Origin of the sequence: Lactobacillus jensenii DSM 20557 (genome assembly GCF_001436455.1) — a bacterium.
In the GTDB taxonomy this organism is placed as follows: Bacteria; Bacillota; Bacilli; order Lactobacillales; family Lactobacillaceae; genus Lactobacillus; species Lactobacillus jensenii.
On record NZ_AYYU01000004.1, the window covers coordinates 1 to 13705 of the forward strand.

The following is a 13705-nucleotide window of genomic DNA, read 5'->3' on the forward strand; positions in this document are numbered from 1 at the left end:
GTCCAGGGTTCGATCCCCTGACCACCCACTATATGAAAGCTGCACTGCGAGAAGGCGGTGCTTTTTTTATGCTTTAAGGCTGGATTTTTTTCCAGTCTTTTTTCTTGCATTTGTAGTGACACGGTGTTACCATTTAAATATAAAGATTAATGACACTATGTCACTTTAATAAGGAGCGATATTTATGAAAGAATTTACAAGAGAAGAATTAGCACAATTTGATGGTAAGAATAGTAACAAGGCTTATGTTGCTGTTAAAGGCGTAGTTTACGATGTTACTGGTAATGCCCACTGGCAAGCTGGTGAACACCATGGTGTTTTAGCTGGTAAAGATGTAACTGAAGCACTTAGCCACTCACCACACGGCGACTCAGTTTTAGCAGGTCTTGAAAAAGTTGGTACTTTAAAAGACTAATTAGCAAAAAAAGACTGTCGGAAAACCGACAGTCTTTTTTGTTTTATTTTTCTTCTTCAGCAATTGTTTCTGCCGCAATTCTACCAAAGGTGAAAATATCAGCAAGTGAATTACCACCTAAACGGTTACCTGCATGTAAGCCGCCGGCATTTTCGCCAGCACTATAAAGACCTTTGATAATTTCGTTTTTATCATTTAAAACGTGAGTTTTAGTGTCAATTACTAATCCACCCATTGTATGGTGAATAGCTGGTTTTCTTGGAGTGGCATAAAATGGAGCTTTTTCACACTTCAGATTGAAGACGCTCTTACCAAATTCAGGATCATGTCCAGCATCAACATATGAGTTATATTTTTTAATTGAATCAACTAAAGTAGCTGGGTCCATTCCTGCTTTTTTAGCTAATTCTTCTAAAGTATCTGCTCTATATAAAGTTCCAGCCTTAACTTGGGCATCAATTGATTCTTGAGTGGTGTTATAAGCTGTTTCTTTAATCTTGTCATCAGCAATTAAGTAGAACAAGCCACCTTCTTTAATAGCAGCTCTAGCCAAAGTATCACGTTCAGCATACTCATTAACAAAACGTGCACCTTTTTGGTTAACCATAATATAGTTTTCTGGTGGTGTTTGCAGACCTGTAAACAATTCCCCTGTCACTGGGTCAGAAACTGGCATTAGCTGAATAAAACCCATTCCAGTTAAGGCTGCTCCAACACTTTGCCCAAGCTTAATACCATCACCAGTAATTGCAGGCGAATTGGTTGTAGCCATATCATCCTGAATTTCTGGCCAATAAGTATTGTACTTTTGGCACATTTTAGTATTGGCACCAAAACCACCAGCTGTTAAAACTGTAGTCTTGGCATGAACTGTAACTTTTGAGCCCCTATTTGAAGCGATAACTCCACTAACTTTGCCATCTTCAAGTAACAACTTTTCAGCTTTAGTTTCGGTCAAGATTTGGCCACCGTGAGCTTTAACCCAGTCTCCTAAAACATGAATAAAAGCATAACCCATTGGTTCAACTGGTTTGTGCCCGCGGCGCCATAACGCTCCAACTGGCATAGTCACTTCATGTTCAAACTTAACACCTAATTGTTCCAGCCACTTAACGGAATCAAGCACGTTATTAACAAGAGTAGTTACTAATTCATATTTACCATGAATTTCACGCCCGTTTAAGTCATGACGCTTACCACCTAAATAAGTTTGAATTTCATGTAGTAAACCTGAATCAAAAAGATAATCTGCCCCGCTATCAAGATAGGTCTTAATTTGCTTTTGAAGTTTCTTAAAGTCTGCTTGATATTCTGCATCAATCTTATCAACTGGTGTATTCATCAGTTCTTTCAAAGTTTCTTTTTCACCTGGTAAACATTTGAAATCTTTTTGCCATTCAGGTTCTGCAGCGTTCATCGGACCGCCGGCACGGGTAGTATTACCACCAATTTGAGGGAATTTTTCGAGTACAATAACTTTCTTACCTAATTGTATTGAACGAGCTGCTGCTGCAAGACCGGCACCACCAGCACCGATAATGACAACATCAGCTGTTAATTCTTGATCGCTATTTTTTTCAGTAGCTGGCTTGGCCCGCTTTTTCCATTCTTCACTATCACCACCAGCTTCATCAATTGCTTCAGCAACTCCATCAATTACGCCATGACTTGAAATTGTTGCCCCAGAAATTGCATCAACATTTAAAGTTTGGTTTTTAACAATTTGGTTAGGTAAACGATGGAATACTTCATCAGCAACCCCTTTGGTTTCTCCTTTAGCATCAACTTTGATTGCTTCGATTTTTTCTTCAGACAAGGTTACTTCCATTGGCATAAAACTAGAACCATGCCCTTTAGCCTTTACTTTATAAGTCCCTTTTTTCATAAGTAGTCTCCTTTTTACCTTGATAATTTTAATTCTAAAATTAGCCCAAGATTTTGTGAAATATTTATCTAATTACCATGCTATAATAATTTTGTTATAGCAAAGGAGGCCATTATGCACGATCCTGAAACTGTTTTACATTATCTTGATACTTTACTTGAAGAAAGTAATTTTACTAAGGCAGCTAGAGCTCTATACATTTCTCAGCCTTATTTAACCCAGACAATTAAACGACTAGAAGAAAAACTGGGGATTAAATTAATTAATCGAACTGTTCCTTTCACACTAACTGAAGCTGGAACAATCTATTATAAATACCTTGAAAGTTCGGTTGCTAGCAAACGGAAACTCCATTCTCAACTAATCAAATACGAAAATCCAAAATTAGAAGTTATTCGGATTTCAGTTTTAGAGAGTTTGGGCTGTTTTTTGATTCCTGCTATTTTGCCTGACTTTTTAAAGAGCCATCCTAATATTAAAGTTCAACTTTCCGAAGTTTCTCCTAGAACCAGTGAAAATTTACTTTTAGCTGAAGAAGTGGACTGTTACTTAGGACAAACGCCCAAGGCATTAAGTAAGGGAATCAAGCCATATATTAATGGGAACGAAAAATACTATATTGTAATCCCAGCTAATTCTAAATTTTATCAAGCCGGGAAATTTATTTTAGAGCCGGATGCTTTTGATCTGAAAACTTTGCTCCAGCAACCTTTTCTCCTTTCAAATGGTAGTTCCGCCATCCGACATCAAGTCGATGGGCTCTTTCAAAAGTATAAAATTAAACCAAATATCATCTTGGAGAGTCAAAATATTTTAACAACAACTGGCTTAGCGATTAATGGTATGGGCTTGACTATTTCATCAGCAAGTATTCTAAAGAGATATAAAGAAACGCCACTTAACTTATTACCAATATCTCCTGATTTACTTTCAATTGACTATTTCATCGCTGTTAAACAAGGTCGCACACTAACACCTGGGATTCAAGATTTAATAACTGCCTTTATGACAAGTAACTTGAGTCCTGAAATTAAGTAAACAAAAAGGACTATTTCCCAGGAAATAGTCCTTTTATTTTCTATCGTTTTTGCTTTGTAAAGTAAATTACTAAACCTAAAACTAGGCCAATAATAGCTGGTAACAACCAACTCACCCCAACACTTGAAAGTGGTAAAGTGTTACGTACAGTAATCAAACTTTGAACTAAGCTAGTATTTCTAGCAACATCTGGCAATGCATTCACAAAGTCTAAAAATGCTGGAATTACAGTGAAGACAACAGTAGTAAAGTAGACTATTCGCGACTTCTTAATAACTGGTGTCATGATTGATAGTACAATCAATACCATTGAAAGTGGGTATAAGAACATCAAGAATGGTGTTGACCAAGCAATGATTTCATTTAAACCAACATTTGCAATTAAGAATGAAGCAAATGCAGATAAAACCATCCAAACGCGGTAGCTAAACCGTGGGAAGTACTTGTGGAAGTCTTGACCAAAAGCAGCAACTAAGCCAACAGCAGTAGTCAAGCAAGTTACCGTCATCAGAGTTGCCAAAACTGCTTGTCCAACGTAGCCTGCATAATGTTGTACAATTTGACTAAATGCGACACCACCATCAGCACTCATAGTAAACTTACCAAGTGACATCGCACCAATCAGGATTAAGAAGAAGTAGATAAAGGCAACGGCTCCCATTCCCAACATACCAGAACGTGCTGTTACAATAGCAACACTCTTATCTTCTTTTTTGCCCAATTGTCTAATAGCTGCTACAACAGTAACCCCAAATGCTAGTCCTGCCAAAGCATCCATCGTATTATACCCTTCTAAAAAGCCATTTAAAAAAGCATTGCCACTTGTAGCATAAGCACTAGTTGCGTAACCCGCATTAGCTGATCCTAGTGGATTAATCATTGCAACAAAAAAAACCAAGAAAAGTAAGACTAAAAAGATAGGATTTAAGACCTTACCTAAACGATTCAAGATATCTTTTTCATTATATGAAATCCAAAATGCAGCTCCAAAAAATAATGCAGAATAAATTAATAAAGCTAATTGTTGATGATCCTTAGGAACAAAAGGTGCTACCCCAACTGTAAATGAAACAGTTGCTGTTCTTGGCGTTCCAAAGAATGGCCCAATAGTAGCGTGAATCAAAGCCATGAAAGTCACAGCAAATGCTGATCCTAATGGGAGGCCAATATCATAAACTCCATCTGCTCTAGTTAAGGCAATTGCCAAAATTGACAATAATGGTAAAACTACCCCGGTAATTAAAAAACCAAGTGTAGCAATAAACCAATTATGCCCGGCCATTTGACCTAAGTGTAATGGGAAAATTAAGTTCCCCGCCCCAAAGAATAATGCAAACAACATTGAACTAATAACGAAATAGTCTTTTTTCGTTAACTTACGTTCAACCTTTTTCAGTTCATCCATTAATTCACCCTCTTTATAAATTATATTTTTATTTTTACATTTTATCATATTTATCTAATGACACTATTGTATTTTATATCTTGAAATCGTTTACTTGAAAAAATTTTTTTGCTTGTGTATGATAATTATGAATTGAATAAAATGTTCTTCGGGGCAGGGTGAAATTCCCGACCGGCGGTAAAGTCCGCGACCCACGCAAGTGGTTGAATCCTGATTATAGGTACCGATAGTTAAAGTCTAGATGGGAGAAGATTAATGACACTAGTACAAGCTAGGCTTTTTTGGCTGGCTTTGGTTTGGTGTTTTTTAACTTTGCATATTATTTTAGCCTCGAGATTTTCTCGAGGCTTTTTTGATGCAAAAAGGAAGTGATTTGATGATGAAGACAGATGAAGATTTTATGGGCCTTGCACTCACAGAAGCTAGCAAAGGCCGTTATCATACATGGACTAACCCTATGGTTGGTGCTGTCGTTGTTAAAGATAATCAAGTCTTAGCAACCGGCTATCACCACCGCTATGGCGATGTCCATGCTGAACGTGACGCTATTAGCAAATTGACTCCAGAACAATTATTTAATTCAACTTTATATGTAACGCTTGAGCCTTGTAATCATACAGGTAAGCAGCCGCCATGTAGCGATTTAATCATTGCTAGCAAGATTAAACGAGTCGTGATTAGCGAAATAGATCCACATAGTTTAGTCACTGGCAAAGGGATAAAAAAATTAAAAGCGCATAACATTTCTGTCACTACCGGTGTATTAGCTCAAGAAGCTAAAAAGCTAAACCAGCACTATGTTTATTTTTATGAGCATAACTTACCTTACGTTACTTTAAAGCAAGCTCTCAGCCTAGATCATAAGTGTAGCTACCCTAACAAGCGAATCCAAATTACTGGTAATGCAGCTTCTCAAAGAGTTCATCAAGAACGCGCTGATTATCAAGCAATAATGGTTGGTAGTTCAACTGCTTTAATTGATAATCCAACTTTATTAACAAGTATTAAACAAGACCATCCCCCTATTCGGCTGGTAATTGACCGCCGCGGACGCTTATTAAACCAGCAGCTGACATTATTTTCAGATAATCGGGCACCTACTTGGATTTTTACCCAAAATCCAGAATTAGCTAAAACTTCATATCCACCGCACGTTAAAGTATTTCTTTTAGATCAAGGTACTCTAACTGAAGTTTTACAAATATTAGCTCAAAACAAGGTGCAATCAGTTTACGTTGAAGGAGGACCAGCTCTGATGAAATCTTTTGTTGAAGAAAAACTAGCTCAAGAACTCATTACTTACTTTTCACCTACTTTTTTAGGTAGCAATGCTTTAGATGGTTTTGAAATTACTGAAAATCTTAAATTGATACAACCTAATTATCAGGTACTTGATAAAGATATTCGAATTAGTGGGAGGATTGACTATGTTTAGTGGATTAGTTACTGGTAATGCCCACATTGCCAATATAAAAAAAGATGAACACACTATCACAATGGTGATTAAGACTGTTCCAGCTAATTTAAAGGATTTAAAAATCGGTGATTCAATTGCAGTTAACGGTTGCTGCTTAACAGTTGAGAGTTTTACAGAAACAACCTTCACTGTGACGATGATGCCACAAACTTTCAAAAAGACTATTTTTAAAGATTCAAAAATTGGCGATCAAGTTAATATGGAACGGTCCTTACAGCTAAAGAGTCGCTTAGAAGGTCATATTGTAACTGGCCACATCGATGATGTGATTTTCTTAGTCAAAAAGCAACAAAATGAAAACGCAGTTGAGTTGTTTTTCAAATTACCTAAAAGACTAATTAGTCAAGTTGTTGCTCAAGGTAGCATCGCTATTAATGGGACCAGTTTAACAGTTATGGATATTCATGATGATATTTTTTCTGTTGGTTTAATCCCTCACACGCAAGAAGAAACCAATCTTGCAAAATTAAACGTTGGTGACCAGGTAAATGTCGAAACTGATATCTTAGGCAAATACGTGGCTAAGAATCTAGTAAATTTTCAAGGAGCACAATAAATATGGATGTTAAAAAAATTCAGGCAGCAGTTCAATGGATGAAGCAAGGCGGCCTAGTTATCGTCGCTGATGATGAAGATCGTGAAAGTGAAGGTGACATAATCGGTCTGGGTTCTAAGGTTACTCCACAAAAAATCAATTTTATTACTCAAACAGCCCGTGGGTTGCTTTGCACAAGTATTGGTCGCAGCATTGCCGAAAGACTCAACTTAACTCCAATGGCTCAAAATAATACTGACCCTTATGGAACTGCATTTACAATTAGCGTTGATTATAAAACTACAACAACTGGAATTTCCGCTTTTGATCGCGCAGCCACAATTAAAGCCTTAGCTGATCCAACTACCAAAGCTGAAGATTTTTTCAGACCTGGTCATACCTTCCCTTTAGTTGCTAAAGATGGTGGCGTCTTAGACCGCAATGGCCATACAGAAGCTTCAATTACTCTAGCGCGTTTAGCTGGTGAAGCTGAAGTTGCTTATATTTGTGAAGTAATGGATGGCGATGGTCATATGGCAAGAAGACCCCGACTAAAAGAAATAGCGGCTGAATATAATTTGCCATTTTTAACAATTGCAGAATTGCAAGAATATGTTAAAAATCCTGCAAGTAAAAATAATCAATTTGTCGACCTACCTACTGTATATGGCAACTTCAAAATAAAAGCCTATGTTGGTGAAAACTTGGCCTTAGTTAAAGGCCCAATCGATCCTAATAAGCCGATATTGGTTCGGTTACATTCAGAATGTATGACTGGCGATGTTTTCGGCTCAAAAAGATGTGATTGTGGTGAACAATTACATAAAGCAATGCAAAAAATCGGCCATGAAGGCGGAATTCTAATTTATTTACGCCAAGAAGGTCGCGGAATTGGCTTAACCAATAAGCTAAAAGCCTATGCCTTACAAGATCAAGGTCGAGACACTTATGAAGCTAATAAAATATTGGGTTTTGAGCCAGATGAACGTAAATATAACATTGCAAAAGAAATCTTGACAGATTTAGGAATTAAGAAAATCCGTTTATTAACCAATAATCCTGATAAGGTTACCCAACTAACAAAATATGGCATTGAAGTAACTGAGCGGGTTCCACTGGAAATACCAGCAAATGAGATAAATAAATTTTATTTACAAACTAAACGAGATAAATTTCATCATTTAATTATGGGAAAATAAATGCAAAGGGGAAAATAATGATTAAACAAGGTAATTTTATTAATGTTCATGGTAAGGTCGCAATTGTCGTTTCACGCTTTAACGAAACTATTACTAAAAACTTAGTTGACGGTGCAACTTCCACTCTCAAAAAATTTGGCATAAAAGATGAAGATATTGATATTTATTGGGTTCCTGGCGCATTTGAAATAGGCTTTACAGCAAAAAAGTCCTTGAAACCAATAAGTATACTGGAATTATGACCTTAGGAGCTGTCATCAAAGGCGAAACCGATCACTATGCCATGATTATTAACAATGTAACTTCTGCAATTATGCAATTAAATTTAAAAGGACAAATTCCAATTACTTTTGGGATGCTAACTACTGAAAATATTGAACAAGCTTTGCAAAGAGCTGGATTAAAAGCTGGTAATGAAGGCAGTGCAACCGCTCAAAGCTTACTTGAAATGATGAGTTTAAATGAGCAAATAACTAAATAAAGATAATTAAAGACTTCACTAATTAGCATTTTTTCTTAAAAGATATATTTTCAAGTTTATTTTTAAACTTGAAGCGCTTACATATTAAAATATGATAGTTATGTGTTCTGCTTCACAATAAATCATGTATAATAAAGATATCCGATTGTAATATATGGAGGTACAACATGACAAAGATTTTTGCTTATGCAATTCGTAAAGATGAAGAACCATTCCTTAACGAATGGAAAGAAGCCCACAAGGATGTTGAAGTTGATTACACTGATCAATTATTAACTCCTGAAACTGCAAAACTTGCTAAGGGTGCAGATGGTGTTGTTGTTTACCAACAATTAGACTACACTGCAGAAACTTTACAAGCATTAGCTGATGCTGGCGTTACTAAGATGTCATTACGTAACGTTGGTGTTGATAACATTGACATGGACAAGGCTAAGGAACTTGGTTTTGAAATTACTAACGTTCCTGTTTACTCACCAAACGCTATTGCTGAACACGCAGCAATTCAAGCAGCTCGTGTATTGCGTCAAGACAAGGTTACTGACATGAAGATGGCTAAGCGCGACTTACGTTGGGCTCCAAACATTGGTCGTGAAGTTCGTGACCAAGTTGTTGGTGTTGTAGGTACTGGTCACATTGGTCAAGTATTTATGCAAATCATGGAAGGCTTCGGCGCAAAGGTTATTGCTTTCGATATCTTCCACAACCCAGAACTTGAAAAGAAGGGTTACTACGTAGACAGCCTTGACGAATTATACAAGAAGGCTGACGTAATTTCACTTCACGTACCTGACGTTCCAGCTAACGTTCACATGATTAACGACGACTCAATCAAGGAAATGAAAGATGGCGTTGTTATCGTAAACGTATCACGTGGTCCACTTGTTGACACTGACGCAGTTATCCGTGGTCTTGACTCAGGTAAGGTCTTTGGTTTCGTAATGGACACTTACGAAGGCGAAGTTGGTGTATTCAACAAGGACTGGCAAGGTAAGGAATTCCCAGATGCACGTTTAGCAGACCTAATTGACCGTCCAAACGTATTGGTAACTCCTCACACTGCTTTCTACACTACTCACGCTGTACGTAACATGGTTGTTAAAGCATTTGATAACAACTACGCTATGGTTGAAGGTAAAGAGCCTGAAACTCCAGTTAAGTTAGGTTAATTTGCTTTGATGAGCGTCAGCCATATTATACTTACGCAGCTCCTCACAAACTACTCAATTTAAAGTTAACACATGACTAAAGTTTCACGTGTAACTTTCATAAATTATTTAAAAGAGATTTAGCAATGCTAAATCTCTTTTTTCTATCTATTAATAGCTTCCAAGCAAAATATTTGACATATTCAAAAATTTTTGTTTCCTTTCAAAAAGAAATATGCTACACTTGTGAGCGGCGTATGTGCAACACCTTTAATAGACCTCGTGGTTGAAGTTTGTTCAGCACTTATTCCAAACTAAATTCATGCTCTATAGCATAACGTTGATAACTAAATAAAAGGGGAATTTTTTACATGCATAGTTTTATTGGGGAATTCGTCGGCACTATGGTCTTATTAGTGCTCGGTATTGGTATTGGTGCTGGCTCTAATTTAAAAGGCTCAATCGCAAAAGGCGCTAGTTGGCATCATATTACCATGACTTGGGGCTTGGCAATTACTTTTGCCGTTTATGTAGCCGGCAGTCTTGGCTCTAAAGCACACCTCAATCCAGCTGTAACTTTGAGTTTTGCTACTTTTGGTCTTTTCCCATGGAAAGACGTTTTACCATACATTACAGCTCAATTTTTAGGAGCATTTGCAGGAGCTGCAATTATTGCAATCCACTACTACCCTCACTTCAAAGCTACAAAGAATGAAGATGAAGGTAACCACGTTGGTATTTTTACCACTGGTGCTGCAATTGACAATCCTATTTTTAACTTCCTCAGTGAAGTAATTGCGACATTTATTTTTGTTTTAATTCTTTTAAACTTAGGTGACTTCACTACTGGTCTTAAGCCACTTATTTTAGGTCTATTAATCATGGTAATTGGTCAAGCATTTGGTGAAACTACTGGCTTTGCTTTAAACCCAGCTCGTGACTGGGGTCCACGTTTTGCTTATACTGTATTGCCAATTCCAAATAAAGGTAACGCACATTGGAGTTATGCATGGGTTCCTATGTTTGGTCCATTAGTTGGTGCATTCATGGCAACTGGTTTGCAAGCTCTCGTTTTATCAATGATGAAATAATAAAATTAGTTACTAAAAAATCCCACCTCAACAAAGGTGGGATTTTTTTAATATAATGATTTTTACATTCAATATTTCTTTTTAAAATCTGCTTGCATTAACTTCACAAATTGTGGGTAATTTTCAACTTCAAATAAAGGATGTAAATTTAAAGTATTTTTGCGATGGTGATGATTATACCAAACACTACCGAAACCGTAACGCTCTGCACCTAAGATATCTGACTGTAGTCCATCTCCAAAAAATAAAGTTTTATCTGGACTAATCCCAGATCTACTAAAGAAGTAATCAAAAATTCGCTCATCTGGCTTTTGATACCCTGCTTCTTCTGAAGTCACAATTAAGTCAAAATAATCATAAATTCCTGCTAATTTTAAGCGATGCGTCTGCATAAATTGCTCACCATTACTTAAAACTGCCAACTTATACCCTTCACTCTTAGCAAAGCGCAAGGTATCTTCAACACCTGGCAACAATTGATGGGCTTCACCAAAGTATGAGCGATACTCATCCATTGTCTTTTGACCATCAACATCAATATCTAAGTTTTCTTTTAAAAAGACTCGAAAACATTGCTCACTTAATTCTTGATAAGTTAACTCTCCCTGCTCTAACTTACGCCACAAGCTTTGGTTATAAGCATGATATTGTCGTCTTAGATTATTGGAAAGTCGCCAGTTGTGGGCGTTAAATAAGCTTTGCAAGGCGAAGCTTTCAGTTGATGCCAGACTAATCAGAGTGTCATCAACATCAAATATAAGTTGCTGATAGCGCATAGGTTTATCTCCTCTATCTCAAAAGTTGGGAATATTTATTATAACATGCTTTTTCAAAAAAGGTAGATAGTTTCACGTGTAACACAAAAGAGACATCATCTGATGTCTCTTTTGTATTATCCAAAATTGAATTCTCTGAATTTATTTTGCTAAAGCTGAGTTTCCACTATTTAGCATAAGAGTTAAGCCGAATAAAACGACTGCCATAATTAAAGCAAAAACTCCAAATAAACTAACAGTTGGAATTGACATAGTCATAAACCAGCCGATTAAGTTCAAGACTAAACCAGCAATGTCGCCAGTTAAATTATCCATGTCCTTAGTTGCAACGTATGCAATACCTGCAACTAAGAAGATAATTCCTGCAATCATAGCATTAGTTGCTAGATGTGCAGTTACAGCTTGAAATAACATGTAGAGTGACATAAGTACCATTACAATACCAGCAAAAAATTTTGTATTTTTCATGTTTTTACCTCCGAGAGAAATATATCTTTCTCACAGAAATTATTATACTCAAATAAGCATTGCTATGCAATACTTATTTTGAATACTATTTAATTTTATTTTTGTCTAGTTATTAGCTGCTAGCTTACGGTAAAATTCTGCCTTAGTTGTTTGAATGTATGGAACAAGCCATAGCCAGCCAATACCTAAAGCAAGTGTTGCTAAAATTCCCCAGCCGATAAAACTTAAATCTAAAACAAATAATTGAAACTTATGTCCCTTCATCATTTGACGAGATTTAGTAATGGCTTCAGTTACACCTACTTCTTTTCCAGCCTTATGCATATCTTCTAAGATGTAAAAAGTCATTGCATATGAATATGATTTTACAATCCCAGGAATGATGAATAGTAAAGACCATAATCCAGTGAAGATGGAAGTTAATAAAACATTGACGAAGTAGTTATAAGTTCTGCCACCTCTGAAGGCTAAAAAGATATTTTTGAAAACATTATTTTCTTTTTTACCATCTACTAAATGTAAATAACCAATCTGAACTCCCTTATCAAACATACCAGTAATAAGTGAAATACCAAATGATAATAGGTAAACAAAACCTGCAAAACTTACAAATAAGGAAATTACAAAGCCAGGATCCTCTGTCAAAACACGTTCTGCCATCATAAAGCCAAAAATACCAGCGGAACCAAACATGAGAAACATAATTCCTCTGCTGACCAAATAGGCAATTAGCATAAGCATTAATGACATTAGAGCTCCCCAAGCCCAATTGTTGTGTAGTTTTTCTTTAGCATTAAATTTTAATTCTGAGCGTTTCATAATTGAGCCTCCGTATTAGTTTCCTATTACACTTTAAGTATATAAAAAAATCGTTGCTCTTGCAACGATTTTGATTTGAATCTAAAAATTAGCTTGGTCTGGATCTAAGGCTGAGTTGCCTTTTCCTTCTAAGCCATCAAGTAACTTCATTTCATCCGCAGATAATGAAAAATCAAAGACTTGACCATTGGCTTTAATATATTCTTCGTGAACTGACTTAGGTAGTGGTAAAAAGCCATGTTCCAAACTCCAGCGAATTAAAATTTGGGCAGGACTCTTGCCGTGTTCTTGAGCTAACTTATTAACAAGTTCATTACCTAATAAATCTCCTGTTCCAAGTGGAGAATAGGCTTCACTTAAAATTTGATGCTTGTCATTTTCTTTACGAACATCTGACTCTAAGTCGCTGGGATTTAAGTAAATTTGGTTAACAGCTGGAATTACATCCGCATTTTCTAATAAGGCATCTAAATGATGCTTTCTAAAATTAGATACCCCAATTGCACGGATCTTGCCGGCTTTTTGGGCTTCTTCCATAGCTTGCCAGCTTTCACTATTTAATTCAGCCCAATTATCACGCATAGCAACTGGATTAGGCCAGTGAATCAAATAAAGATCTAAGTAATCTAGCCCTAGCTTCATTAAGCTAGTATCAATTGCTTTTTTAGTATTTTCATAGCCATGATCAGAATTCCAAAGCTTAGTAGTAACAAAAAGTTCATCACGTCTAATGCCACTTTTCTTAATTGCGCGGCCAACACTTTCTTCGTTACCATAGGCAGCCGCAGTATCAATATGACGATAACCACTATTCAAAGCCGCTAAAACTGACTTTTCCGCAACTTCACCATCAGGAGTTTGCCAAGTACCAAAGCCAACAACAGGAATTTTTACACCGTTATTCAAAGTGTAAGTATCATTTAATCCTCTTAAAGCCATAATTTGCCTCACTTTCGTTATTTAGTTAT

General features: G+C 36.5%; 13 protein-coding genes, 1 pseudogene and 1 riboswitch. Of the genes and pseudogenes, 8 read left to right on the top strand and 6 right to left on the bottom strand.

Translation table 11 applies throughout. The features are described from left to right. The first annotated feature begins 184 nt into the window (after window positions 1-184). Window positions 185-415, top strand: a complete 231-nt coding sequence (locus FC45_RS01755) for a cytochrome b5 domain-containing protein (RefSeq protein WP_006588323.1) — start codon at window positions 185-187, stop codon at window positions 413-415. A 43-nt stretch (window positions 416-458) separates the two neighbouring features. Here FC45_RS01755 and FC45_RS01760 read toward each other — a convergent pair whose 3' ends face one another. Further along, on the bottom strand, window positions 459-2300 hold the full coding sequence (locus FC45_RS01760) for a flavocytochrome c (protein WP_006588322.1): 1842 nt from the start codon (window positions 2298-2300) through the stop codon (window positions 459-461). A 114-nt stretch (window positions 2301-2414) separates the two neighbouring features. Between FC45_RS01760 and FC45_RS01765 the strand changes: the two genes are divergently transcribed. Continuing rightward, window positions 2415-3338 (top strand): LysR family transcriptional regulator, encoded by a 924-nt coding sequence (locus FC45_RS01765; protein WP_006585404.1) that lies wholly within the window; start codon window positions 2415-2417, stop codon window positions 3336-3338. Window positions 3339-3378: 40 nt separating this feature from the next. Here the strand turns inward: FC45_RS01765 and brnQ are convergent, their stop codons facing one another. Then, on the bottom strand, window positions 3379-4743 hold the full coding sequence (brnQ, locus tag FC45_RS01770; protein WP_006588321.1) for a branched-chain amino acid transport system II carrier protein: 1365 nt from the start codon (window positions 4741-4743) through the stop codon (window positions 3379-3381). A gap of 140 nt (window positions 4744-4883) precedes the next feature. After that, a riboswitch (FMN riboswitch) is annotated at window positions 4884-5000 on the top strand. A 119-nt stretch (window positions 5001-5119) separates the two neighbouring features. On the opposite strand from brnQ, the gene ribD reads away from it, so the two are divergent. From ribD to FC45_RS01800, 6 genes and pseudogenes are all read left to right on the top strand, one after another. Beyond that, entirely contained in the window at window positions 5120-6178 is a 1059-nt protein-coding gene (gene ribD / locus FC45_RS01775) for a bifunctional diaminohydroxyphosphoribosylaminopyrimidine deaminase/5-amino-6-(5-phosphoribosylamino)uracil reductase RibD (protein ID WP_006585402.1), read from the top strand. After that, window positions 6171-6776, top strand: coding sequence for a riboflavin synthase (locus tag FC45_RS01780; protein ID WP_006585401.1), 606 nt, complete (start codon window positions 6171-6173; stop codon window positions 6774-6776). Before ribD ends, FC45_RS01780 begins: the two co-directional genes overlap by 8 nt. A 2-nt stretch (window positions 6777-6778) precedes the next feature. Next, complete coding sequence (locus FC45_RS01785; RefSeq protein WP_006585400.1) at window positions 6779-7954, top strand: bifunctional 3,4-dihydroxy-2-butanone-4-phosphate synthase/GTP cyclohydrolase II; 1176 nt, start codon at window positions 6779-6781, stop codon at window positions 7952-7954. Window positions 7955-7971: 17 nt separating this feature from the next. Then, window positions 7972-8435 (top strand): annotated as a pseudogene (gene ribH, locus FC45_RS01790) (6,7-dimethyl-8-ribityllumazine synthase). A 167-nt stretch (window positions 8436-8602) separates the two neighbouring features. Further along, entirely contained in the window at window positions 8603-9604 is a 1002-nt protein-coding gene (locus FC45_RS01795; RefSeq protein WP_006585399.1) for a D-2-hydroxyacid dehydrogenase, read from the top strand. A 350-nt stretch (window positions 9605-9954) separates the two neighbouring features. Next, window positions 9955-10674, top strand: a complete 720-nt coding sequence (locus FC45_RS01800) for an MIP/aquaporin family protein (RefSeq protein ID WP_006588304.1) — start codon at window positions 9955-9957, stop codon at window positions 10672-10674. A 68-nt stretch (window positions 10675-10742) separates the two neighbouring features. Here FC45_RS01800 and FC45_RS01805 read toward each other — a convergent pair whose 3' ends face one another. The 4 genes from FC45_RS01805 to FC45_RS01820 form a co-directional block, all read right to left on the bottom strand. Next, the gene (locus FC45_RS01805; protein WP_006585398.1) at window positions 10743-11450 is read right to left on the bottom strand and encodes a YjjG family noncanonical pyrimidine nucleotidase; all 708 of its coding nucleotides are present in this window, start codon (window positions 11448-11450) and stop codon (window positions 10743-10745) included. Window positions 11451-11591: 141 nt separating this feature from the next. After that, window positions 11592-11918 carry a hypothetical protein gene (locus FC45_RS01810; protein ID WP_006585397.1) on the bottom strand — a complete coding sequence of 109 codons (327 nt, stop codon included), beginning with the start codon at window positions 11916-11918 and terminating at the stop codon, window positions 11592-11594. 105 nt (window positions 11919-12023) lie between these two features. Beyond that, window positions 12024-12737 (bottom strand): DUF975 family protein, encoded by a 714-nt coding sequence (locus FC45_RS01815; protein ID WP_006585396.1) that lies wholly within the window; start codon window positions 12735-12737, stop codon window positions 12024-12026. Window positions 12738-12818: 81 nt separating this feature from the next. Then, window positions 12819-13676 (bottom strand): aldo/keto reductase, encoded by an 858-nt coding sequence (locus FC45_RS01820; RefSeq protein ID WP_006588305.1) that lies wholly within the window; start codon window positions 13674-13676, stop codon window positions 12819-12821. Between the last annotated feature and the right edge of the window lie 29 nt (window positions 13677-13705).

Bases quoted from the DNA above. Each gene is read 5' to 3' on its own strand.
- FC45_RS01780 (WP_006585401.1), top strand. From the start codon at position 6,171: ATGTTTAGTGGATTAGTTACTGGTAATGCCCACATTGCCAATATAAAA.
- brnQ (WP_006588321.1), bottom strand. From the start codon at position 4,743: ATGGATGAACTGAAAAAGGTTGAACGTAAGTTAACGAAAAAAGACTAT.
- FC45_RS01755 (WP_006588323.1), top strand. From the start codon at position 185: ATGAAAGAATTTACAAGAGAAGAATTAGCACAATTTGATGGTAAGAAT.
- FC45_RS01795 (WP_006585399.1), top strand. From the start codon at position 8,603: ATGACAAAGATTTTTGCTTATGCAATTCGTAAAGATGAAGAACCATTC.
- FC45_RS01805 (WP_006585398.1), bottom strand. From the start codon at position 11,450: ATGCGCTATCAGCAACTTATATTTGATGTTGATGACACTCTGATTAGT.
- FC45_RS01765 (WP_006585404.1), top strand. From the start codon at position 2,415: ATGCACGATCCTGAAACTGTTTTACATTATCTTGATACTTTACTTGAA.
- FC45_RS01820 (WP_006588305.1), bottom strand. From the start codon at position 13,676: ATGGCTTTAAGAGGATTAAATGATACTTACACTTTGAATAACGGTGTA.
- FC45_RS01810 (WP_006585397.1), bottom strand. From the start codon at position 11,918: ATGAAAAATACAAAATTTTTTGCTGGTATTGTAATGGTACTTATGTCA.
- ribD (WP_006585402.1), top strand. From the start codon at position 5,120: ATGATGAAGACAGATGAAGATTTTATGGGCCTTGCACTCACAGAAGCT.
- FC45_RS01815 (WP_006585396.1), bottom strand. From the start codon at position 12,737: ATGAAACGCTCAGAATTAAAATTTAATGCTAAAGAAAAACTACACAAC.
- FC45_RS01800 (WP_006588304.1), top strand. From the start codon at position 9,955: ATGCATAGTTTTATTGGGGAATTCGTCGGCACTATGGTCTTATTAGTG.
- FC45_RS01760 (WP_006588322.1), bottom strand. From the start codon at position 2,300: ATGAAAAAAGGGACTTATAAAGTAAAGGCTAAAGGGCATGGTTCTAGT.
- FC45_RS01785 (WP_006585400.1), top strand. From the start codon at position 6,779: ATGGATGTTAAAAAAATTCAGGCAGCAGTTCAATGGATGAAGCAAGGC.